Source organism: Faecalimonas umbilicata, assembly GCF_042846195.1.
Classification (GTDB): Bacteria; Bacillota; Clostridia; order Lachnospirales; family Lachnospiraceae; genus Faecalimonas; species Faecalimonas umbilicata.
In genome coordinates, this window is the sequence record NZ_AP031411.1 from 515,629 (window position 1) to 540,268 (window position 24,640).

Consider the following 24,640-nt stretch of genomic DNA (forward strand, 5'->3'; position numbering starts at 1 on the left):
CCCGATACTACCACTAGGAGGTTATTTAATATGAAAAGAGGAAAAAAATATATTGAGGCTGCTAAGTTGATCGAGAGAGGAAATCTCTACGACAAAGAAGAAGCAGTAGCATTAGTGAAAAAATCTGCAGTAGCAAAATTCGATGAGACAATCGAAGCACACATCAGAACTGGATGTGACGGACGTCACGCTGACCAGCAGATCCGTGGTGCGGTTGTATTACCACACGGAACAGGTAAAAAAGTTCGTATCTTAGTATTTGCAAAAGACGCAAAAGCAGAAGAAGCAAAAGCAGCTGGAGCAGATTACGTTGGAGCAGAGGATTTAATCCCAAGAATCCAGAACGAAGGATGGTTTGATTTTGATGTTGTAGTTGCTACACCAGACATGATGGGTGTTGTAGGACGTTTAGGACGTGTACTTGGACCAAAAGGTTTAATGCCAAACCCGAAGGCTGGTACAGTAACAATGGACGTTACAAAAGCAATCGCAGATATCAAAGCCGGTAAAATCGAGTACAGATTAGATAAAACAAACATTATCCATGTGCCATTAGGAAAAGCTTCTTTCACAGAAGAACAGTTAGCGGACAACTTCCAGACGCTTATTGATGCAATCAACAAAGCAAAACCAGCAGCAGTTAAGGGACAGTACTTAAAGAGTGTGACTCTTACTTCTACAATGGGACCTGGTGTAAAAGTAAACCCAGCAAAATTAGCTTAATTTGTTATTGACATCAAATATATAAAGATGCTATAATAGCAGAGCAATAACTGCCGAAGACAGTAGGTGCCGTAAGGCATAAGGAGAAAACGCCTACCGAGGAGATGTAAATTCTAAATATGAATTTTCTAGCCTCTCTGTCTTTTGACAGAGAGGTTTTTATATCGGCGGTATAAATCTATAAGGAGGTATACCATTCATGGCAAAAGTTGAGTTAAAACAACCGATCGTACAGGCTATCGCGGAAGACATCCAGGGTGCTCAGTCAGCAGTTTTAGTTGATTATCGTGGATTAACAGTAGCAGAAGATACTGAGTTACGTAAACAGTTAAGAGAAGCTGGTGTAATCTACAAAGTCTGCAAGAACACAATGATGAGAAGAGCATTCGAGGGAACAGAGTTCGCTGAACTTGATTCTTACTTAGAAGGACCAAGCGCGATCGCAATTTCTAAAGACGATGCAACAGCTCCGGCAAGAATTCTTTGCAAATTTGCAAAAGACGCAAAAGCATTAGAATTAAAAGCTGGTGTAGTAGAAGGAACTGTTTATGACAGCGCAGCTTTAAACGAGTTAGCGAAGATTCCTTCAAGAGACGAATTACTTTCCAAATTCCTTGGAAGCATTCAGTCACCAATTACAAACTTTGCTCGTGTTATTAAACAAATCGCTGAAAAAGATGGCGAAGTTGTAGAAGCGGCAGCAGAGGAAGCAGCTGAAGTAACAGCTGAATAATCTATAAAAATCAAAAAACGAAAATAAAGCAAATTTTATGGAGGTAAGTAAAATGGCAAAATTAACAACAGCTGAAATGATCGAAGCGATCAAAGAATTATCAGTATTAGAATTAAACGAATTAGTAAAAGCATGTGAAGAAGAATTTGGTGTATCTGCAGCAGCAGGTGTTGTAGTTGCAGCAGCAGCTGGAGACGGAGCTGGAGCAGCAGAAGAGAAAGATGAGTTCGACGTAGAATTAGTTTCTGCTGGAGCATCTAAAGTTAAAGTAATCAAAGTTGTTCGTGAAATCACAGGACTTGGATTAAAAGAAGCTAAAGAAGTAGTAGACGGAGCTCCTAAGGTAGTTAAAGAAGGCGTTTCTAAAGCAGAAGCTGAAGAAATCAAAGCTAAATTAGAAGCAGAAGGTGCTGAAGTTAACTTAAAATAATTGTATTGTGAAAACACTACAATAAAATAAGATGAGGCTGTCATCCTTGCAGAAAATGCAGGATGGCAGCCTTATTTGCATATGGGGAAAAGTGCTTTAAACTTTAAAGAAGTATCTTGTTGAGTTATAAAATGAGGTGCTATAATGAGAAAAGAGCAGATAAAAACAGATGAAAGAGAGGTGGGGAAACGATATGTTTACACAAAAATTTATGCAGGAGATAGAGCGTAGCTTTGAAGCGCAGCTGAACCGTCTTGGAGAGAGGAGAACAGAGGTGGAGACTGCCCTTTCCAAATGCAGTGACGATGAGGCGGAGGCGCTGAAATGTCTTTATGCTTCGATGCCGGTCAGTGATGCGGCAGATTATGAGGCGGAATTGTTTTTATCTTATGCAAAACATGGAGTGTTTTTATGGGAGGCAGGTCCATTTGCAGGAACGATTCCGGAGGAGATTTTTGCGGGCTATATACTCCACCATCGAGTAAATAATGAAGATCTGACACCGTGTCGGCCGTTTTTCTATGAAAAGTTGCATAAGAGGATTGAGGGGCTTTCGATGGAGAAGGCGATTTTAGAGATCAATTACTGGTGTGCCGAGGAGGCGACGTATCGCACGACAGATGACAGAACTGCAAGTGCAGAGTGCGTGTACCGTTCCGCATATGGCAGATGTGGGGAGGAGTCCACCTTTGCAGTATCCGTGTTCCGAAGTGTCGGGATTCCGGCAAGGCAGGTGTATGTTCCGCTTTGGTCTCACTGTGATGATAATCATGCGTGGGTGGAAGTCTGGAGCGATGGCATGTGGAAGTTTCTGGGAGCATGTGAGCCGGAGGAAGTTCTGAATAAGGGGTGGTTCACGAATGCATCCTCCCGGGCAATGATGGTACATTCCCGCTGGCTGCTCCCGGTCAGACCGAAGGAAGAGCTGGTCGGACGAACAGGTATGGCTCTTGTGGCTAATCAGTTGAAAACGTATGCAAAAACGACTAATGTGGAAGTGACGGTGCTCAATGCTGACGGTACTCCGGCTTCGGGAGCAGAGATCCGCTTTGAGGTGTTGAACTATGCAGAGTTTGGAGAAATTGCCTGTGCCCGTGCAGATGCAAAGGGAAAGAAGGTGCTGGAGACTGGACTTGGCACTTTGCAGGTGACTGCATACAAGGATGGAGCCTATGCGGAACAACTCGTAGATGTGGCAAAGCAGCACAGCTGTATACTGAGACTGGGGCAGACAGACTGTCAGCTAGATGCATGGACGGAGATGATCGTGACCGCTCCGAAAGATTCTCCGGTCAATCGTTGCGTGCAGTCGGAAGAAGAAATTTTGTTTGGAAGAGAAAAAAGCAGAAAAGCGACAGAAAAACGCATGGCAAAGGAAGCGGCTTTTTATGATGAAGAGGTGGCGGTAAAGGCAGCCGAATGTATGCCGGAACGGTTTCGGGCGCGTGCAGTGGAGATTATGAAGCTTGCGTGTGGAAATCAGAGGGAGATTGCAAAATTTCTTGAAAAGGAGATGGAACCTGCACTCAAGATGGAGCTGTTAAATAGTCTTCGGGAGAAAGATTATCTGGATATTACCGCAGATAGTTTAGAAGAACATTGCAGGCAGGCGGCAGTCTTTGCGGGAAAATGGGACAAAGAGTTATTTGTACCGTATATCTTATGCCCGCGCGTGGATAATGAGATGATTCGTCCATTCCGAAGGTTTCTGCTGTCATGGCTCTCGGAGGAAGAGAGGCAGAAGATGGCGGAGGAGCCAAAGTATGTGTGGGAATTTGTCTGTGCACATCTGAAGTCCGATGAGCAGTTAGCGTATGGAAATCTGATCACTTCTGCACAGGGAGCATTTACCACCGGATATGGAAGTGCACTGACCAAACGGGTAGTAAGTGTGCAGATATTAAGAACACTTGGAATCCCTGCCCGTCTGAATCCATCTGATCGCATACTGGAAGTGTGGAAGGACGGTGCATTTGTGGCATTGGAAGAGTATGAAGGACAGTCGGAAGTGCGGACAGCAGGGATTGTTGTCGAGCAGCAGGAAGGAAAGACATGGACATACTATCAAAACTGGACGATCGCGAAATTTGATGGAACGAAATATCAGACATTGCGGCTGAGTGATGAGAACGGGCTTCCGGTCTATGGGGAGATCCCTCTGTTCCCGGGACAGTATAAGATTCTCACAGCGAACCGTCTGCCAAATGGAAATGTGTTTGCCAAACAGTTTGTGTTTGTATTGAAAGAAGGGGAAAAACGGCATATTGTTCTCGAACAGAAGGAGGCAGATGTCAAAGACATGCTGGAAGAGAATGAGATCACAGACTTTACAGTGCAGAAAGAAGACGGAACGCAATGTCATCTTTCGGAACTGGTAAAAGAAAAGGAAGGGCTCTTCCTCTGGCTGGAAGAAGGAAAAGAGCCGACCGAACATCTTTTAAATGAGATCCGACAGAGGAGTGAGGCATATAATCAACTGCCTGCGAATCTGTATTTTGTAGTCCGGGATATGGAAGTGAAAAAGGATCCGACGCTTGCGAAAACACTCGCAGAACTGGAGCATGCCCAGTTTCTTGTAGACGACTTTGGAGCAGATATGGAGACGCTGGCAAGAAGGATGTATCTGGAGCCGGGCAAACTGCCGCTGATTGTCATTGTCGATCAGGAAATGAGAGGAATCTATGGTGTTGCAGGGTATAATGTGGGAAGCGCAGATATGATTCTGAAAATTTTAAATAGATAAAGGTGAGAGGATAGATAGAAAAAGGAAATGTGACGGGTGGATTTCCATATGTGGGAAGTTTAATCGATTGAAAAAAGCAGGAGTTGTCTTAAAGGGCAATTCCTGCTTTTTCACAACAGAAGATTTTTATTCTCGGACAAGCGAATCACGGTTCGGTTGAGGTTTGCGCTCCACAAGTTTTTTGCCGGAAGAGAATGCAATCAACAAGCCAAGTCCCATGAGTAAAAGAGCAAAGAATAATTGTAATCCATCTGTTAAGAAGGCAAATCCTCCGGTTACGAATATTTTTTTGCAGATGGAGTAAACGCTCATTCCTAAGGATGTCATGGTCACAACTAACATCATTGTCATTGGTGCGTATAACATGAATCCCTTTCTGCCTGTCACTTTTAAGAACACAGATAAAGAAATCAATACCATAGCGGCTAATAACTGATTTGCAGAACCAAACAGTGGCCAGATGTTATTATATCCACCTAAGCTTAACAGATACCCGCCGGCCAGTGTGATGATTGTTGCAAAGTATTTGTTTGTCAGAACTTTTACAGCCGGTGAAACTGCTTTGCCTTCTTCGATTTCAAATAATTCCTGAAAAGAGAGTCTTCCGATACGTGCAACAGCATCTAAGGAAGTTAAAGCCAAAGCAGAAACGAACATAGTCATGATGCATAATCCCCATTCTTGAGGCATTCCAAGCTTACTGATCAATCCCGTTACCCCTACGGAGAATTTCGTAAAAGGAGTAGCGGTGTCTGCCAATGCCATAGCGGCCAGATCATTATTTAATACACCGGTGTCGGCTAAATTTGTCAAAGAGCCTACAATTACAATTACTAATACAGCTAACAGAGATTCCAGAAGCATACTGCCGTAGCCCACTTGCAGCATGTCTTTTTCATTTCGAATCTGTTTGCTGCTCGTCTCGCTTGATACTAAAGAATGGAATCCGCTTACTGCACCGCAGGCAATGGTGACAAACAGTGTCGGAAATAAATAACTTCCATTCGCAGAGACAAAACCGGTGAAGACCGGTGTTGAAATCGTAGGATTTGAAATCACAACTCCGATGACAGCTGCAATGATCATTCCTACAAATAAGAAGGTAGTCAAATAATCACGCGGTTGTTTTAAGAGCCACATAGGGGTGACACTTGCGAAGAAAATATAAACAAACACTAAATATAACCAGCTTTGCTTTTGCAGATAAACAGGAAAAGCAATTCCTGCTGCAAGCATAGCGACAATTAGTACGATTCCTAAAACAGCTTGTTTCCAGCCGTCGATTTTCGTTTTGCGTAAGAATAATCCAAATGCAATCGCCACAAAAACATAAAGAATAGAAATGGAAGCAGCCGCAGCATTTGGTTGTAATTTGGAGCCGTCAGCGCGAAAACCATGAAAAGTTCCCGCAACCATATCTGCGAAAGCCGCAATGACCAATAATGTAAATAACCAGCAGAATAAGAAAAATAACTTTCTTCCGGTCTTTCCAATATATATTTCAATAAGCTGGCCGATTGATTTCCCATCTGATTTTACAGAAGTATAAAGGGAAGCAAAATCCTGAACGGCTCCAAAGAAAATACCTCCGACTATGATCCATAAAAATGCAGGAAGCCAGCCAAACATCATTGCCATCACAGGACCGGTGACAGGACCCGCGCCGGCAATAGAAGAAAATTGGTGGGCAAAGACCTCCCATTTATTGCTCGGGACATAGTCAACTCCATCCTCTTTTTTTACTGCGGGTGTTTTAGCAGTTACATCAATTCCCCACTCTTTTACTAAGTAGCGGCCATACAGCAGATAAGCTCCGATTAATACAACAGCCGTAATTCCTAATAATAATAATCCATTCATACAGTTCCTCCTTTGCATATTCCTTTTTGATAACAGCATGAAATAAAAATAAAAAACTTCGTCTAGCCTCACAGAGGAGAAAACGAAGACAAAATCACAGATTTGTTTTGTAGTACTACTTAGATTGCATAAAAATACAGTGTAACTTTTGGCCTATTTCTTGCTTTATCCCAGTGCTGAAAGCTTTTGTGAAGAAAAAGCAGGAAAAAAGTTATCTTGATATTGTATTTGTATTCATGCGTTGCGTATATATTACAAGAAAAAATACTAGATGTCAATTATTTTTTTGGATAAAATCAAATTGAACTACATATTGAGAAAATACAAAGAAATGTCAAACGGTTATTGACAAAAAAGAGGAAAAAGGTGTAATCTGATAACTAAATAATTTTAGGAGGAGTTACAATGGAAGTAAAATTTATACCCGCAGAACAATTAAAAGAAAAGCCGGATGAGAATGCGTTAGGCTTTGGAAAATATTTTACAGACTATATGTTTACGATGGACTGGACGAAAGAAAAAGGCTGGCATAATGCAACGATTGAGCCTTATGGACCAGTTTCACTGGATCCGGCAACAATGGTTTTACATTATGCGCAGGAAACCTTTGAGGGATTAAAAGCATATAGGACAAAAGAAGGAAAGCTACTTTTATTCAGACCAGAAATGAATGCGAAAAGGTTTGCAAATTCCAACCGCCGTCTTTGTATGGAAGTATTGCCGGAAGAACTGTTTGTGGATGCGATTGCTACTTTAGTCTCTTATGAAAAAGACTGGATCCCAACGGCGGAAGGAACTTCTCTTTACATTCGCCCGTTTATGTTTGCAACGGAACGTGCGGTGGGAGTACACCCAAGCAATGCATATAAATTTATGATCATTCTCTCGCCGGTTGGGGCATATTACCCGGAGGGAGTGAATCCGGTTAAAATTTATGTAGAAGATGAATACGTGCGTGCTACGAAAGGCGGTACAGGATTTGCAAAGTGTGGTGGAAACTATGCTGCAAGTATAGCGGCTCAGGTGAAAGCGGAAAAGTTAGGGTATACGCAAGTATTGTGGCTTGATGGAGTAGAAAGAAAATATGTAGAAGAAGTAGGGACGATGAATGCGATGTTTATCATCGATGAAAAAATTGTGACTGCACCGTGTGATGGAACGGTTTTACCGGGAGTCACTCGTGATTCCGTGATCCAATTGTTAAAATCCTGGGGATATGTCGTAGAAGAGCGTCATTTGTCAATTGATGAATTAATGGAAGCAGGAAGAAATGGAAAGCTGCAGGAAGCTTTTGGAACCGGGACAGCAGCTGTCATTTCCCCAATCGGCAAATTAAGTTATAAAGGGGAAAGTATTACCATCAATGACTTTCAAACCGGAGAAATCACACAGCGATTATATGATACATTGACAGGAATCCAGTGGGGAAAATTAGAAGATTGCTTCCACTGGACGTATGAAGTGAAATAGTGTCGTTCATACGTCCCAATTTTTTAGAGCATAATATTAAAGCGGGTTATTTGCACGTGTTGCGATCAGTTCGCCTGCGATGCTGACTGCAATCTCGGCAGGAGTCTCCGCGCCGATGGAGAGCCCGATCGGGGACTTGCAGCGGTTAATCTCTTCCTTGGTAAATCCGTCAGCCAGAAGTTTTTCGCGGAGTGTCTCGCATTTTCGTCGGCTTCCCATGATGCCGATGTAGGAGACGGGTGTCTGCATCACTTGTTTTTGGACAATGTAGTCACAGAGATGTCCGCGAGTCATAATGCAGACATAGTCTTCCGGATGAAAGTCGATCAGATTTGACAGCTGCTCAAAGTTTCCAGTGATGCAGCGGCAGGCAGAAGGGAATAGTTCTGGGTTGGCAAATTCTTTTCGGTCATCGAAGACGACACAGCGAAAATCCAAATGTGTCAGTACCGGAACAAGTTCCTGCGCCACATGTCCGCCTCCAAAGATATAGACAGTTCCGGCTTTGATGAGGGGTTCGATGTAATAATGCCTGCCGGCAATACTATATTCGGATGGCTCTTCTGGAAGTGCATATCCAGAATCTGTCAAATTGCGCAGTGAGGCGTCTATGGTATCGGTCATATACTGGAAGGTCCAGTTGGATTCTTCTGTCAGATCGAGGAGGAGCCAGAGTTGTTTTGCCTGATCCCAGTTGGCGAGCAGTGAACGGCACTGATCTAGAAAGACTGTATTCTCATGGGAGACATATTGAAAATAGGCAGTGATCTGACCGCCGCAAATCATTCCGAGATCGGCAGCATCATTTGGTCTTAAGACAAAGTCTTTCAAAAAGGAAGTCTGCTCTTGGATCCCGAGAAGCGCCTGCTTTGTTGCTTCGTATTCAATGGAGCCTCCGCCAATCGTTCCGTGGGACGTTCCGTCAGCGAGGACGATCATGCGGGAGCCGGCGCCGCGGGGAGCAGAGCCGGAGCTTTTTGTCACAGTCACGATCATACAGTCATTTTCGGATTCTACATGTTCTAAAAGGATTTCAAAAAGTTCTTTCATAGTTTTCATAAGATTCTCCAATCTAAATTTTTAATAGTTAATCTTTTTCCCCAATCTAAATTTTTAATTAGGAATCTTTTCCTCTAATCTAGGTTTTTAAGAGGTGTTTTTTGTCCGGTAAAAATTTCTTGAAACAGTTCTGAGGCATAGGCAGAAAGCTGTTCTTCTGCGCGCAGATAATTCTGTAAAAATACCGTTCCCTCTTTTGTGAGAGAGGAGGAACCGCCTCCGCCCCCGCCTGTTTTTGTGTGCAGCAGAGAAAAGCCGAGATGACTTTCCACGGACTTGATCGTCTTCCAGCCTTTGCTGTAAGAAATTTGCATATGCCGGCACGCGGTCTGCATGGAACCGGTATGCTCGATCAGCATCAAAAACCGGGCTGTCTCGGATGTGAAAAATGGGATTTCTCGGCAAAGCTGAAATTCTCCGACGGCGTAGATTGGAAGTGTCTCATTTTTATTGAAGCGTTCAGTATCGGAATCTACGGTGTCTGCGGATAAAATGATGCCGGAATCGCTGACGGAAACTTCTGCTGTGCGGGCGGCGATAGACGGTTGGCGCAACGCACCGCGCAGTCCGTTTTCACCGGTGTATGTCAGTATTTCTGAAAATAATTCTTCCCGGAGCAGGATCGGATGGCCCCGGTGACCTTCAAAGACCGGGCGGACGCAGGGGGCATCCTCAGACAGCATGGTCTCCAGTGTCTGTGACAGAAGGATCGGATATTTGGCAGGGAGGATAAATACGCTGTCGCAGAGATCCTCCATGTAGTTAAGCCCGGTACAGATTTGGTCAAACATAGAGAGTGTTTCATACTGAGGACTGTACAGACAGATCGTCTGCAGCCCGGATATTTCTTTTTCCACCTGGTCGGCTTCTTCTCCGGTGATCACGGTAATTGGGGAAATTCCTGCCCGTTTTAGAGCCAGGATCACACGGCGGATGACAGAGACGTGATCCAGTTCCAAAAGTGGAAGGAAAGTGCTGTCCTGCTTCCCTCTCTTTGCCGCTAAAATAATCGCACCTGTTTTCATAAAGTCTCAAAAACTCCTTGTAATTTCTAAGAAAATTATATATGATGTATTTCGATATGTAAATAAAAACATAACGAACGGAGTGAGAAAATTGAAATTATGTAAAACAGAAGAGGCAGTCGGACAGATTTTGTGCCATGATATCACACAGATCATTCCGGGTATCGTAAAAGATGCCGTGTTCCGAAAGGGGCATGTGATCAAAGAGGAAGATATCCCCGTACTGTTAAGTGTCGGAAAAGAACATATTTATGTGTGGGAAAATGATGATACGATGCTTCATGAAAATGAGGCAGCAGAGGTTCTATACGAGATTTGCAAAGGGGAAGCGATGCATGGCTCGGAGGTAAAAGAAGGGAAGATCGAACTGATTGCAGACTGTGACGGCGTGCTGAAGATTGACAGAGAGAAGCTTTTTGCAGTCAACAGTCTTGGACAGATGATGATTGCTGCAAGACATGGAGATTTTCCGGTCAAGGCCGGGGAGAAGATTGCAGGGACAAGGATTATTCCGCTTGTGATCGAGAAGGAAAAGATGGAGCGGGCAAAACAAGTGACAGAAGGCGGACCGATTTTTTCCATTCTTCCGTATGTGCAGAAGAAGATCGGGCTTGTGACGACTGGAAGTGAAGTCTACAAGAGGAGAATTCAGGATAAATTTTCACCGGTGATCAAGGAGAAGCTGGCAGAATATGGCATGGAAGTGGCAATGCATGAGATCTGCAGCGATGACCATGAACAGATCACAGCTGTGATCCGGGCGATGCTGGATGCCGGGATGGATATGGTCATCTGTACTGGGGGGATGAGCGTCGATCCGGATGACCGCACGCCGCTTGCGATTAAAAACACAGGCGCAGAGATCGTCACTTACGGAGCGCCGGTGCTGCCGGGAGCGATGTTTCTTCTCGCCTACTATGAGGGAAAAAGACCGGTTGTCGGATTGCCGGGCTGCGTGATGTATGCGAAACGGACCATCTTTGATCTGGTGCTTCCGAGGCTTCTGGCAGGAGAGAAGATCAAGGCAGAAGAATTTTACGCACTTGGAGAAGGCGGGCTCTGTCTGTCCTGCCCGGTCTGTACATTTCCAAACTGCGGATTCGGAAAAGGAGGATATTAATGAGCGGATTTACACATTTTGATGCGAGTGGCCATGCTGTGATGGTCGATGTCAGCGAGAAGCAGGAAACACAGCGCGAAGCGACAGCGAAAGGAAAGATCTATATGAGTCCGGAATGTTTTGCGCTTGTTAAAGCAGGAGAAATGAAGAAGGGTGATGTCCTCGGTGTTGCAAGGATTGCCGGGATCATGGGAGCCAAAAAGACATCTGAGCTGATTCCGCTCTGCCATATTTTAAATCTTTCTAAAGCGGAAATCACATTCACATATCTGGAGGAAAGCTGCGCGATCGAGGCGGCGTGCACGGCAAAGACGGTCGCTAAAACCGGCGTGGAGATGGAGGCGCTGACGGGAGTTAATATCGCGCTGCTTACAATCTATGATATGTGTAAGGCGGTGGATAAGGCAATGCGTATTTCCGATATCCGGCTGTGCAGAAAGACCGGGGGCAAGAGTGGGACACTTATTTTGGAAAGCGAGGACGAATAGGTGAAAGATTCGTATGGAAGAGTCATTGATTATATGCGGATTTCCATCACGGACCGATGCAATCTGAGATGTCGCTACTGCATGCCGGATGGGATCAAAAGCATTCCGATGGAGCAGATCCTTACACTGGAAGAGATTGCAGAAGTCTGCCAGATTGCTTCGGAACTTGGAATCACAAAATTTAAAGTGACCGGAGGGGAACCGCTTGTGCGGAAAGGCTGCATCGAACTGATCCATATGCTGAAAGCACTTCCGCACACAGAGCAGGTGACGTTGACGACAAACGGGATTCTCCTTGCAGTGTATGCGAAAGAATTAAAAGAAGCGGGGCTCGACGGCGTCAATGTAAGTCTGGATACGCTGTGCGCAGAAAAATTTGCGGAGATCACCGGATATGACAGGCTAAAGGATGTGCTGGAAGGAATCCGTACCGCACATGCGCTTGGACTGAAAGTCAAGATCAACACGGTACTTCAAAAGGGCGTCAATGAGGGAGAATGGGAAGCGTTGCTCCAGATTGCAAAGGAAACACCGATCGATATACGGTTTATTGAGATGATGCCGATTGGGCACGGCAGCAGGAAGGCATCTGTCTCCAATCAGGAGTTGTTGGAAAAGATCCGTGGAAGATATGGCGAAATGACAGAAGAAGCAAAGAAGCAGCAGAGCGGTGGGCGAGGAGCATTTTCTGGGCATGGCAATGGACCGGCAGTGTACTACCAGATACCGGGATTTCAAGGAAGTGTTGGATTTATTAGCGCATTGCACGGAAAATTCTGTGACAGCTGCAATCGGATACGAATGACAGCGGAAGGCTTCATAAAGCCATGCCTGTGTTATGATACCGGGATTTCAATAAAAGAGGCGGTCAGAAACCATCAGCCGGAGAAAGTGAGGCGGTTGCTTGCACAAGCAATTTCAGAGAAACCGGAAGCACATTGTTTTGAAAAGAAAGAGGAAATCACAGAAAAGCGGGAAATGTCCCGGATAGGAGGATAATATGGGAATCATCAGGGGAATCTGTACAAGCGATATCAGAGGAATTCAAAAAAGCGAAGTGCAGGAAGCAGATATTGAAGTAGACTGGGGGATTGTTGGCGATGCACACGGGGGGAAATGGCACCGTCAGATCAGTCTGCTTTCGTTGGAGCGCATTCAGGAATTTCGTGAGCGAGGGGCGGATGTGGAATTTGGCGCATTCGGAGAAAATATTATCGCGGAAGGGTACGATTTTAAAAATCTTCCGGTTGGTTCGCGCTTCCAGATTGGTGAAGTGATCTTGGAGATGACACAGATTGGGAAAGAATGTCACAGTCATTGCCAGATCTTTCAGAAAATGGGGGACTGTATCATGCCAAGAGAAGGCGTGTTTGCACAGGTGATCCACGGAGGACATATTAAAGTCGGAGATGAGATCAGGCTGCTGGAGCAAAGTGAATAAAAGAGAAGGGAAAAGGTGGATTCGATGCATCTGAGGAAAATGGTGGGAAGCGGAAAGAAAACATGGAGACGGGCAGGCGCCCTATTGCTGGCAGGATGCCTTTTGAGCGGAAGTGCGGTTGGGCTGACCGGCTGTGCCGGAAAAAATGAAAAGACGGAACCGCAGGGGAAACAAGCAGAAGCAAAAGCAACACAGAAAAAGGGGAAAGCAGATCCCGGCAAGAAAGAAGAGACGGAGATCCAGGTATTTATCGCTGCGAGTCTGAATACGGTCATGACAGAACTGGCAGAAAATTATGAGAAGGAGCATCCGAAAGTGAAGATCACTTACAATGCGGATAGTTCGGGGACCCTTCTCACACAGATTGAAGAAGGATACGAATGCGATATTTTTTTCTCCGCAGCGCAAAAGCAAATGGATCAGCTTGAGGCAGACGGGCTGATTGTGGATGGGACAAGAAAAAATGTAGTGAACAATCAGGTTGTCCTTCTTACAAGAAAGGACAGCGGTACCGAGGTTACCGGACTGGAAGATCTGGACAAGGCAAAGAGCATTGCCCTTGCCGGGGGAAGTGTACCGGTTGGAAAGTATACAAGAGAAGCGCTTGTCAATATTAGGATCCTTCCGGAGACAGAGGATGTATCAAAGATTCGGACAGAGGAAGTGTCAAAAGCACTCGGAGGCGTGGAAATCAGCGAGCAGGATAATGTCAGCAAAGTTCTGATCGCTGTCACAGAAGGTTCCTGTGAGGTTGGGACAACTTACTATTCAGATACATACGGCTATGAGGATCAGGTAAAGGTACTTCAGACAGTCAGTTATGATCTGACGGGAAATGTCATTTATCCAATCTGTCAGGTGGAAAATAAGGAAGCGGATGATGCACAGAAAGAAGCGGCTGCAGAGTTCTTAGAATATGTCGTCTCAGACGAAGCAAAAGCGATTTTTGAAAGTTATTATTTTGATACACAGGTAGAATAGAGAGAGTATCGTATTAGGAGGAAGGAAACATGGAAGAAGTCAGAAGGATTATGGCAGAACTGGACTGGAGTCCGCTTTGGATTTCTATGAAAACCGGTGTGGTTGCGACAGTAATCTCGTTCTTTTTAGGAATCTACGCGGCTAGAAAATCTGTTCAGGCGGGACCGAGACTAAAAGCGGTTCTGGATGGTATACTGACACTTCCGATGGTACTTCCTCCCACGGTTGCAGGTTTTTTCCTGCTGCTCATATTCAGTGTGCGGCGGTCGTTTGGGGCATTTCTATATGGCAATTTTGATATCAAGGTCGTACAGTCATGGGCCGGATGTGTGATCGCTGCGACGGTGATTGCATTCCCGCTGATGTATCGGAATGCACGGGCGGCATTTGAGCAGATCGATATCAATCTGATCCATGCGGCGCGGACACTTGGAATGTCAGAGTTTCGTATTTTCTGGACGGTAGTTATGCCGACCGCAGGTCCAGGAGTTACAGCGGGAACGATACTGGCATTTGCCCGGGCGCTCGGAGAATATGGGGCGACTTCGATGCTGGCGGGAAATATTCCGGGAAAGACGGGAACGATCTCCCAGAAGATCGCGATGGTCATTCAGGATGGTGATTATCTGACGGCAGGTGTATGGGTAGGGATCGTGATGGTGATCGCGTTTGGAATGATCTTCGTGTTGAATCTTTTGCTTGGAAGACGGATGAGACATATCAAGAGGTGGTAGTATGGCGATAGAAGTAAGGATACATAGAGAATTTGATGATTTTAAGCTGGATGTGCAGTTTCAGTCGGAAAGTAGAAGAATCGGGATCCTCGGAGCATCTGGATGTGGAAAGAGTCTTACACTAAAAAGCATTGCAGGGATTGAAAGACCTGAAACCGGGAAGATAGAATCCGCGGGGAAGGTCTTTTTTGATTCTGCAAAAAAAATATGGATGCCGCCGCAGGAGCGAAATGTCGGTTACTTGTTTCAGAATTACGCACTTTTCCCGACGATAACTGTGGAAAAGAATATTGGGATTGCACTTCGTTGTGGAAAAAAGGAAAAAGAAAAAAAAGTGCGGGACATGATTGACCGATTTTCCTTGCAGGGACTGGAAAAAAAACTTCCGGGGCAGTTGTCAGGAGGCCAGCAGCAGCGGACGGCGCTTGCGAGGATCATGATTTATGAGCCGGATATGATTCTGTTGGATGAGCCTTTTTCAGCATTGGACAGTTATTTGAAGGAACAGACACAGAGAGAATGTCTGGAACTGCTTCAAGATTATCCGGGCACTGTTATTTTGGTTTCGCACAGTCGGGATGAAATTTATCGTTTTAGTGAAGAAGTACTGGTGATGGATGGCGGAAAAGCTGTTATCCAAAAAACGGTCAAAGAGTTGTTTGAGCATCCGCAGAAAGTAGCTGCAGCGAAGCTGACCGGATGTAAAAATATTGAAGAGATTGTATGGAAAGACGGGAAACACCTGTATGTGCCGGGATGGGATATGGTGATTCCTGCTGGAATGGGAAACGTAGGCGATGCACAGGCAATCGGGATCCGGGCGCATGAATTTACAACAGAGCGTACAGAGTCAGACGGTGAACTTGTATTTCCGGTTTACAAACCGGAAGTGAAAGAGGATTTATTTGAGTATCATGTACAGTTTTTCACATCGGAACGTGCAAAAACTCCAGTTGTGTGGAAAGTTTCCAAGAAACTCTGGGATGTTGGGGAAAAAGGTGTGCCGAAGTGGCTGCATCTGAAGAGAGAGCATATATTGTTTTTGGAGAGAGAGTAGGAAGTTTCCGGAAAGAGTAGAAAATATGCTAGAAAAAGCGTATGATAGCAGAAAGAAGCATATGGAAAGAAATTTTGAAAAATGGGAGAAAGAAATATGAAGTTATTTGACTTACATTGTGATACACTTGTTACCTTGGGAGAGAAAAAGGCAGATTTTTTCTGCCCGGAAACACAGTTCTCATTATGTGAGCTGGAAAAGTTCAGGTGCTTTTGCCAAACGATGGCGATTTTTATTCCGGATCAAGTCCGAGGAGAGGATGCATTTGCATATTTTCTCAAGTACAAAGAATATTTGGATCAGCTTTTGCAGAGACAGGCAGAAGTTGTGGAAAAAATCAACTGTGGAGCAGATATCAGACGGATTACCGGGCAAGGAAAGTGCGCGGTAATTTTGGCGGTAGAAAGTGGTGCGGCGCTTGGAGGAAGGATAGAACGTATAGATGATCTGGCGGAGAGCGGCGTAAAAATCATGACGCTTGTCTGGAATGGAAAAAATGAGCTTGGGTCAGGACATGATACCGGGGAAGGGCTTACGCCGTTTGGAAAAGAAGTAATCAGAAAAATGGAAGAGAGGAGAATGATCGTAGATGTCTCTCATTTAAATGATCGAGGATTTGATGAAGTCTGTGAAGTGGCTGCGCGTCCGTTTGTTGCAACTCACTCGAATTTACGGTCAATCTGTTCGCATCCGAGAAACTTGAAAGAAGAACAGTTTTGTGAAATGGTTATACGAGGAGGATTGGTAGGGATCAATCTTCATCAACCGTTTTTAAGTGATACAGGAGAGGGGAAAGAGGAGGAGGTGTATCGGCATATTGACCGCATGTTGGAGCTGGGTGGAGAAAATGTGATCGCATGTGGAAGTGATTTCGATGGAGCGGATATCCATTTGTCGTTAAATACGCCTGTGAAATATGCAGAACTTGCAGAGAAGATGTTAAAAAGAGGGATCAAAGAAGCGGTAGTAGATAAAATCTTTTTTGAAAATGCAGAGCGATTTTTCAGAGAAAATGTATAGAGGGATGTGCAGGGTGGGAAAAGTCCTGCCCTTTTTAAATTGCTGAAAAAAACACTTGACAACAGAAAGTTTTCATGATACAGTTAAAAATGCGCTATTGTGGATAATAATGCCCGTAGTGCGCATATGAAAACACTCATAAATGCTTGTTTTCATTGTATATTCAAGGAAAATACAACGCAACCAAATAAATATACAAGGAGTGAAACGTCAATGGAGAAAAATAGAATTCGTCCCATCACAAATGGAAAAAGTTCCCGTATGAGCTATTCTAGACAAAAAGAAGTATTGCAGATGCCGAACTTGATCGAAGTCCAGAAGGATTCTTACCAGTGGTTTCTGGATGAGGGATTAAAAGAAGTATTCCGCGATATCTCTCCGATTGCTGATTACAGCGGTCACTTGAGTCTGGAGTTTGTAGACTTTACATTATGCGAAGATGATGTGAAGTATACGATCGAGGAATGTAAAGAGCGTGATGCAACTTATGCAGCACCGCTGAAAGTCAGAGTAAGACTTTATAATAAGGAAAAAGATGAGATCAACGAGCATGAAATCTTTATGGGAGATCTGCCGCTCATGACAGCGACCGGTACTTTTGTAATCAATGGTGCTGAGCGTGTTATCGTAAGCCAGTTAGTTCGTTCCCCTGGAATTTATTATGCGATTGCCCATGACAAAATCGGGAAAGAATTATTTTCATCAACAGTTATCCCTAACCGTGGGGCATGGCTGGAGTATGAGACAGACTCCAATGACGTTTTTTATGTTCGTGTAGACAGAACAAGAAAGGTACCGATCACAGTGCTGATTCGTGCACTTGGATTTGGTACGAATGCAGAAATTATTGAATTATTCGGAGAAGAGCCGAAGATTCTTGCAAGCTTTGGAAAAGATACGGCTGAGAATTATCAAGAAGGTCTTCTGGAATTATATAAGAAGATCCGTCCGGGTGAACCTCTTGCAGTAGACAGTGCAGAGAGCCTTATCACAAGCATGTTCTTTGACGCGAGACGCTATGACCTTGCAAAGGTTGGACGTTATAAATTCAATAAAAAACTTGCACTGAAGAACCGTATTTCCGGACAGAAAGCGGCAGAGACAGTTGTAAGCCCTCTGACAGGTGAAGTGCTTGTAGAGGAAGGACAGCTCATTACAAGGGAACTTGCAGAAGCAATCCAGAATGCAGCAGTTCCATATGTATGGGTACAGGGAGAAGAACGTAAGATCAAAGTTCTTTCCAATATGATGGTAGATTTAAAGGCGATCGTAGATATCGATCCAAAGGAAGTTGGAGTGACAGAGGCAGTCTTCTATCCGGTACTGGCAGGTCTTTTGGAGGAAACTGCAGGAGATGTAGAAGAACTCAAAGATGCAATCCGCAAGAACATCAATGAGTTGATTCCGAAACATATTACAAAGGAAGATATTCTTGCTTCCATTAACTACAATATTCACTTAGAGTATGGACTTGGAACAGACGATGATATCGACCACTTAGGAAACAGACGTATCCGTGCGGTTGGAGAACTGTTACAGAACCAGTACAGAATCGGTCTTTCCAGACTGGAGAGAGTTGTTCGTGAGAGAATGACTACACAGGATCTGGATGGTATTTCTCCACAGTCTCTGATCAATATCAAGCCTGTAACGGCAGCAGTGAAAGAATTCTTCGGTTCTTCACAGCTCTCACAGTTCATGGATCAGAACAACCCGCTTGGTGAGCTGACACATAAGAGACGTCTCTCTGCACTTGGACCAGGTGGTCTGTCACGAGACAGAGCCGGATTCGAGGTGCGTGACGTTCACTATTCTCATTATGGAAGAATGTGTCCGATCGAGACTCCTGAAGGTCCGAACATCGGTTTGATCAACTCTCTTGCAACCTATGCGAGAATTAACGAATATGGATTTATCGAGGCTCCGTATCGTAAGATTGATAAGACAGATCCGGCGAACCCGGTTGTCACAGAAGAAGTTATCTACATGACAGCAGATGAAGAAGATAACTACCATGTAGCACAGGCGAATGAGCCTTTGGATGAAGAGGGACATTTCCTTCACAAAAATGTTTCCGGTCGTTACCGTGAAGAGACACAGGAGTACGAGAGAAAGATGTTCGATTACATGGACGTTTCTCCGAAGATGGTGTTCTCGGTAGCGACAGCACTCATTCCTTTCCTGGAAAACGATGATGCCAACCGTGCGCTGATGGGATCCAACATGCAGCGTCAGGCAGTGCCGCTTCTTACAACAGAAGCGCCGGTAGTCGGAACAGGTATGGAAGTGAAAGCCGCTGTCGATTCTGGGGTATGTGTTGTTGCAGAGCAGGCAGGAACTGTGGAGCGCTCTACATCAAAAGAGATTACGATCAGACATGAAGATGGAACAAAGAAAACATATAAATTGACAAAATTCCTTCGCAGTAACCAGAGCAACTGCTACAACCAGAGACCGATCGTAGTCAAAGGAGAAAAAGTAGAAGCAGGTCAGGTAATCGCAGATGGACCATCCACATCAAACGGAGAGATGGCCCTTGGTAAGAACCCGCTGATTGGTTTCATGACATGGGAAGGATACAACTACGAGGATGCTGTACTTCTGAGTGAAAGACTTGTACAGGATGATGTTTACACATCTGTACATATCGAAGAATACGAGGCAGAAGCTCGTGATACGAAGTTAGGACCGGAAGAAATCACACGCGACATTCCAGGTGTTGGAGATGATGCACTCAAGGATCTTGACGAGAGAGGTATCATCCGCATCGGTGCAGAGGTGCGCGCAGGAGATATTCTTGTCGGAAAAGTAACTCCGAAGGGAGAGACAGAACTGACAGCAGAAGAGAGACTGCTCCGTGCAATCTTCGGGGAAAAGGCGAGAGAAGTAAGAGATACTTCCCTGAAAGTACCTCATGGAGAATACGGTATCGTAGTAGATGCAAAAGTATTTACAAGAGAAAATGGTGATGAGTTATCTCCTGGAGTGAACCAGGCAGTCCGCATTTACATTGCACAGAAGAGAAAAATCTCTGTCGGTGATAAAATGGCCGGACGTCATGGTAACAAGGGTGTTGTTTCCCGTGTACTTCCAGTAGAAGATATGCCGTTCCTTCCAAACGGACGTCCGCTTGACATCGTGCTGAACCCACTTGGTGTGCCTTCACGTATGAACATCGGACAGGTACTTGAAATTCACTTAAGTCTTGCTGCGAAAGCATTAGGATTTAACATTGCAACGCCGGTATTCGACGGTGCAAACGAAAATGATATTATGGACACTCTGGATCTTGCAAATGATTATGTAAATCTCGAGTGGGAAGAATTTGAACAGAAACATAAAGAAGAGTTGCTGCCGGAAGTTATGCAGTATCTGTCAGACAACAGAGAACACAGAAAACTCTGGAAAGGTGTTCCGCTCTCAAGAGACGGTAAAGTTCGTCTCCGCGACGGTAGAACCGGAGAATATTTTGACAGCCCGGTTACGATCGGACACATGCACTATCTGAAGCTGCATCACTTGGTAGACGATAAGATCCATGCACGTTCTACTGGTCCTTACTCACTGGTAACACAGCAGCCATTAGGTGGTAAGGCACAGTTCGGTGGACAGAGATTCGGTGAGATGGAAGTTTGGGCACTGGAGGCATACGGTGCATCTTACACACTTCAGGAAATCTTAACTGTAAAATCAGATGACGTTGTCGGCCGTGTGAAGACATACGAGGCAATCATCAAGGGAGATAACATCCCAGAACCAGGAATTCCGGAATCCTTTAAAGTACTCTTAAAAGAACTTCAGTCACTTGGACTTGATGTCAGAGTACTCAGAGAAGACCAGACAGAAGTAGAGATCATGGAGACAATCGATTACGGTGAGACGGATTTACATTCAATCATCGAAGGAGACAGAAGATATAATTCAGAAGAAGAATCTTACGGGGAACACGGGTTCAGCAAACAGGAGTTTGACGGAGAAGAACTTGTGGACATCGAGGAGGATCTGACGGATTTTGATGCAACTGATGACATCGATTTTGAAGCAATTCTTGACGAAGAATAGAAGAAGGGAGTGCCACAAATGACAGCCACAAATAATGAAACATCATATCAGCCAATGACGTTTGATGCAATTAAAATTGGATTGGCATCACCTGAGAAGATTTTAGAGTGGTCAAGGGGAGAAGTTACAAAACCTGAGACAATTAACTATAGAACATTAAAACCAGAGCGTGACGGTCTGTTCTGCGAAAGAATTTTCGGACCAAGCAAAGACTGGGAATGCCACTGTGGAAAATACAAAAAAATCCGCTACAAAGGCGTTGTCTGCGACCGCTGTGGTGTAGAGGTAACAAAGGCGAGTGTCCGCCGTGAGCGTATGGGTCATATTGACCTTGCCGCTCCGGTGTCTCACATCTGGTATTTTAAAGGAATTCCGAGCCGTATGGGACTGATCCTTGATCTTTCTCCGAGAACACTTGAGAAAGTATTGTATTTTGCTTCCTATATCGTACTGGATAAGGGAGAGACAAACTTACAGTACAAACAGGTGTTATCTGAGCAGGAATACCAGGATGCAAGAGAGGCATGGGGAAATAATTTCCGTGTCGGAATGGGAGCAGAAGCAATTCAGGAATTGCTTCAGGCAATCGATCTTGAGAAAGAATATGTAGAGCTTCAGGCAGGATTAGAAGGAGCAACTGGACAGAAGCGTGCAAGAATCGTGAAGCGTCTGGAAGTTGTAGAGGCGTTCCGTGATTCCGGAAACAAACCGGAATGGATGATCATGACTGTGATCCCGGTTATTCCGCCGGATTTACGTCCGATGGTACAGCTTGATGGTGGACGTTTTGCTACTTCTGACTTAAATGATCTTTACAGAAGAATCATCAACAGAAACAACCGTCTGAGAAGACTGTTGGAGTTAGGTGCGCCTGACATTATCGTCCGCAATGAAAAGAGAATGCTTCAAGAAGCAGTAGACGCCCTGATTGATAACGGACGCCGCGGACGTCCGGTAACAGGACCAGGAAACAGACCGTTAAAATCACTTTCCGATATGCTGAAAGGTAAATCCGGACGTTTCCGTCAGAACCTGCTCGGAAAACGTGTTGACTACTCTGGACGTTCCGTTATCGTTGTAGGACCGGAACTGAAGATTTATCAGTGTGGTCTTCCAAAAGAGATGGCAATCGAGTTATTCAAGCCGTTCGTAATGAAAGAGCTTGTAGCAAACGGTACCGCTCACAATATTAAAAACGCAAAGAAAATGGTTGAGAGATTACAGCCGGAAGTATGGGATGTCTTAGAAGACGTGATCAAAGAGCATCCAGTTATGTTAAACCGCGCCCCTACTCTTCACAGACTTGGTATTCAGGCATTTGAGCCGATTCTTGTAGAAGGTAAGGCAATCAAACTTCATCCGCTTGTATGTACAGCGTTCAACGCTGACTTCGATGGTGACCAGATGGCTGTTCACCTTCCGTTGTCTGTAGAAGCACAGGCAGAGTGCCGCTTCTTACTCTTATCTCCAAATAACCTTCTGAAACCTTCAGACGGTGGTCCGGTAGCAGTTCCTTCCCAGGATATGGTACTTGGTATCTATTACCTGACACAGGAAAGACCGGGAGCAAAGGGAGAAGGAAAGTACTTTAAGAACTTAAATGAGGCGATCCTCGCGTATGAAAATGGCGTGATCACGCTTCACTCTAAGATTAAAGTGCGTGTTACAAAGACAATGCCAAACGGTGAAGTGAAGACTGGAAATGTAGAATCTACACTGGGAAGATTTATCTTTAACGAGATCATCCCACAGGATCTTGGATTTGTAGATAGAAGCATTCCGGGAAATGAACTGCTTCTGGAAGTAGACTTCCATGTAGGAAAGAAACAGAATAAGCAGATTCTTGAAAAAGTAATCAATACACACGGTGCAACAAAGACAGCCGAAGTATTAGACTTAATCAAGGCGACAGGATATAAGTACTCTACAAGAGCAGCGATGACTGTTTCGATTTCTGATATGACAGTGCCTCCGCAGAAGCCGGAGATGATTCAGAATGCACAGGATACTGTGGATAGAATCACAAAGAACTTCAAGCGTGGTCTGATCACAGAAGAAGAACGTTACAAAGAAGTTGTAGAGACATGGAAAGAGACTGATGATAAGCTGACAGAGGCACTGTTATCAGGACTTGATAAATACAATAACATCTTCATGATGGCAGATTCCGGAGCCCGTGGTTCTGACAAGCAGATCAAACAGCTTGCAGGTATGCGTGGATTGATGGCCGATACAACAGGACGTACGATCGAGCTCCCAATCAAGTCAAACTTCCGTGAAGGTCTTGACGTATTGGAATACTTCATGTCTGCCCATGGAGCTCGTAAAGGACTTTCTGATACAGCGCTTCGTACAGCCGACTCTGGATACCTGACAAGACGTCTTGTTGACGTATCACAGGAACTTGTTATCCGCGAAGTAGACTGTGTGGAAAAAGGCGCTGAGATTCCAGGTATGTATGTAAGAGCATTCATGGATGGAAACGAAGTTATTGAAAGCTTACAGGAACGTATCACAGGACGTTATTCCTGCGAGACTATCTGTGACAAAGATGGAAATGTGCTTGTAAAAGCAAATCATATGATTACACCGAAACGTGCAGAGAACATCATGAAATACGGTGTGAATGCACAGGGCGGAGAGATTACAGAAGTGAAGATCCGTACGATTCTTTCTTGTAAGTCACACATCGGAATCTGTGCAAAATGCTACGGTGCAAACATGGCAACGGGAGAGCCGGTACAGGTTGGAGAAGCAGTCGGTATCATTGCTGCTCAGTCAATCGGTGAGCCGGGTACACAGCTTACGATGCGTACATTCCATACCGGTGGTGTTGCCGGTGACGATATCACACAGGGTCTTCCTCGTGTCGAGGAGCTTTTTGAGGCAAGAAAGCCGAAGGGTCTTGCAATCATCACAGAATTTGGTGGAGTTGCAACCATCCATGATACTAAGAAGAAACGTGAGATCATTGTGACAAACAACGAGACAGGAGAATCCAAAGCATATCTGATCCCTTACGGTTCCAGAATCAAAGTGCAGGATGGAGCAGTATTAGGAGCAGGTGATGAGCTGACAGAAGGTAGTGTGAACCCACACGATATTCTGAAAATCAAAGGACTCCGTGCAGTACAAGATTACATGATCCAGGAGGTACAGCGTGTATACCGTCTCCAAGGTGTAGAAATCAACGATAAGCATATCGAGGTCATTGTACGTCAGATGCTGAAGAAGATCCGCATCGAGGAAAAGGGTGATACAGAATTCTTACCGGGAACAATGGTAAATGTACTTGAATTTGACGATGTGAACGAGAAGATGATCGCAGAAGGAAAAGAGCCTGCAACAGGTGTTCAGGTAATGCTTGGTATTACAAAAGCTTCTCTTGCAACAGATTCCTTCTTATCAGCAGCTTCCTTCCAGGAGACAACAAAAGTCCTGACAGAGGCGGCAATCAAAGGTAAAGTGGACCATCTGATCGGTGTGAAAGAAAACGTATTGATCGGTAAACTCATTCCAGCAGGAACAGGTATGAGAAAATACCGTGATGTAAAACTGGATACAGATATGGCAATGGAAGATGAGATTTCTTTAGAAGACTTTGAGACATTTACATTATCTGAGGAAAGTGTAGCAGAGCTGGAAGCACAAGATGTATTGGTCGAGGATTTATTTAATTCGATAGAAGAATAAA

The 24,640-nt window shown here is 44.7% G+C and carries 18 protein-coding genes and 1 other annotated feature; of the genes, 15 read left to right on the top strand and 3 right to left on the bottom strand.

The features are described from left to right. The first annotated feature begins 30 nt into the window (after positions 1-30). The 4 genes from rplA (at position 31) to ACGG81_RS02625 (ending at position 4,629) form a co-directional block, all read left to right on the top strand. Positions 31-723, top strand: coding sequence for a 50S ribosomal protein L1 (rplA, locus tag ACGG81_RS02610; RefSeq protein WP_009263123.1), 693 nt, complete (start codon positions 31-33; stop codon positions 721-723). A gap of 35 nt (positions 724-758) precedes the next feature. Then, positions 759-894: a sequence feature (ribosomal protein L10 leader region), on the top strand. A 28-nt stretch (positions 895-922) separates the two neighbouring features. Next, positions 923-1,456, top strand: coding sequence for a 50S ribosomal protein L10 (gene rplJ, locus ACGG81_RS02615; protein ID WP_008976730.1), 534 nt, complete (start codon positions 923-925; stop codon positions 1,454-1,456). Between the two features lie 52 nt (positions 1,457-1,508). Then, complete coding sequence (gene rplL / locus ACGG81_RS02620) at positions 1,509-1,886, top strand: 50S ribosomal protein L7/L12 (protein ID WP_009245166.1); 378 nt, start codon at positions 1,509-1,511, stop codon at positions 1,884-1,886. A gap of 169 nt (positions 1,887-2,055) precedes the next feature. Continuing rightward, a complete protein-coding gene (locus ACGG81_RS02625; RefSeq protein ID WP_390109419.1) occupies positions 2,056-4,629 on the top strand; it encodes a transglutaminase-like domain-containing protein in 2,574 nt (857 codons plus the stop codon). A 126-nt stretch (positions 4,630-4,755) separates the two neighbouring features. Here ACGG81_RS02625 and ACGG81_RS02630 read toward each other — a convergent pair whose 3' ends face one another. Beyond that, positions 4,756-6,489 carry a carbon starvation protein A gene (locus ACGG81_RS02630; RefSeq protein ID WP_009263120.1) on the bottom strand — a complete coding sequence of 578 codons (1,734 nt, stop codon included), beginning with the start codon at positions 6,487-6,489 and terminating at the stop codon, positions 4,756-4,758. Between the two features lie 405 nt (positions 6,490-6,894). Between ACGG81_RS02630 and ACGG81_RS02635 the strand changes: the two genes are divergently transcribed. Continuing rightward, the gene (locus tag ACGG81_RS02635) at positions 6,895-7,959 is read left to right on the top strand and encodes a branched-chain amino acid aminotransferase (protein ID WP_390109423.1); all 1,065 of its coding nucleotides are present in this window, start codon (positions 6,895-6,897) and stop codon (positions 7,957-7,959) included. A 36-nt stretch (positions 7,960-7,995) separates the two neighbouring features. On the opposite strand, the gene ACGG81_RS02640 is transcribed toward ACGG81_RS02635, so the two are convergent. Together ACGG81_RS02640 and ACGG81_RS02645 are read right to left on the bottom strand one after the other, a co-directional pair. Further along, entirely contained in the window at positions 7,996-9,018 is a 1,023-nt protein-coding gene (locus ACGG81_RS02640) for an XdhC family protein (protein ID WP_270457922.1), read from the bottom strand. 74 nt (positions 9,019-9,092) lie between these two features. Beyond that, on the bottom strand, positions 9,093-10,043 hold the full coding sequence (locus ACGG81_RS02645) for an NTP transferase domain-containing protein (RefSeq protein ID WP_270196330.1): 951 nt from the start codon (positions 10,041-10,043) through the stop codon (positions 9,093-9,095). 91 nt (positions 10,044-10,134) lie between these two features. On the opposite strand from ACGG81_RS02645, the gene ACGG81_RS02650 reads away from it, so the two are divergent. The 10 genes from ACGG81_RS02650 (at position 10,135) to rpoC (ending at position 24,639) form a co-directional block, all read left to right on the top strand. After that, the gene (locus tag ACGG81_RS02650) at positions 10,135-11,163 is read left to right on the top strand and encodes a molybdopterin-binding protein (RefSeq protein ID WP_009263116.1); all 1,029 of its coding nucleotides are present in this window, start codon (positions 10,135-10,137) and stop codon (positions 11,161-11,163) included. After that, the gene (gene moaC, locus ACGG81_RS02655; protein ID WP_390109427.1) at positions 11,163-11,651 is read left to right on the top strand and encodes a cyclic pyranopterin monophosphate synthase MoaC; all 489 of its coding nucleotides are present in this window, start codon (positions 11,163-11,165) and stop codon (positions 11,649-11,651) included. The genes ACGG81_RS02650 and moaC overlap by 1 nt, the downstream gene beginning before the upstream one ends. After that, positions 11,652-12,650: a GTP 3',8-cyclase MoaA gene (gene moaA / locus ACGG81_RS02660; protein WP_117577147.1), complete on the top strand. Its 999-nt coding sequence runs from the start codon at positions 11,652-11,654 to the stop codon at positions 12,648-12,650. It abuts the gene before it with no gap. Position 12,651: 1 nt separating this feature from the next. Beyond that, a complete protein-coding gene (locus ACGG81_RS02665) occupies positions 12,652-13,092 on the top strand; it encodes an MOSC domain-containing protein (RefSeq protein ID WP_117577145.1) in 441 nt (146 codons plus the stop codon). Between the two features lie 24 nt (positions 13,093-13,116). Next, complete coding sequence (gene modA / locus ACGG81_RS02670) at positions 13,117-14,073, top strand: molybdate ABC transporter substrate-binding protein (protein WP_117577143.1); 957 nt, start codon at positions 13,117-13,119, stop codon at positions 14,071-14,073. 29 nt (positions 14,074-14,102) lie between these two features. Then, positions 14,103-14,807, top strand: coding sequence for a molybdate ABC transporter permease subunit (gene modB / locus ACGG81_RS02675; protein ID WP_117577141.1), 705 nt, complete (start codon positions 14,103-14,105; stop codon positions 14,805-14,807). Position 14,808: 1 nt separating this feature from the next. Further along, positions 14,809-15,864 (top strand): sulfate/molybdate ABC transporter ATP-binding protein, encoded by a 1,056-nt coding sequence (locus ACGG81_RS02680; RefSeq protein WP_009263110.1) that lies wholly within the window; start codon positions 14,809-14,811, stop codon positions 15,862-15,864. Positions 15,865-15,960: 96 nt separating this feature from the next. Next, on the top strand, positions 15,961-16,884 hold the full coding sequence (locus ACGG81_RS02685) for a dipeptidase (RefSeq protein ID WP_390109432.1): 924 nt from the start codon (positions 15,961-15,963) through the stop codon (positions 16,882-16,884). 213 nt (positions 16,885-17,097) lie between these two features. Further along, positions 17,098-20,946 (top strand): DNA-directed RNA polymerase subunit beta, encoded by a 3,849-nt coding sequence (locus ACGG81_RS02690; protein WP_008976712.1) that lies wholly within the window; start codon positions 17,098-17,100, stop codon positions 20,944-20,946. A gap of 18 nt (positions 20,947-20,964) precedes the next feature. Then, the gene (rpoC, locus tag ACGG81_RS02695; RefSeq protein ID WP_008976711.1) at positions 20,965-24,639 is read left to right on the top strand and encodes a DNA-directed RNA polymerase subunit beta'; all 3,675 of its coding nucleotides are present in this window, start codon (positions 20,965-20,967) and stop codon (positions 24,637-24,639) included. The last annotated feature ends 1 nt before the right edge of the window (position 24,640 follow it).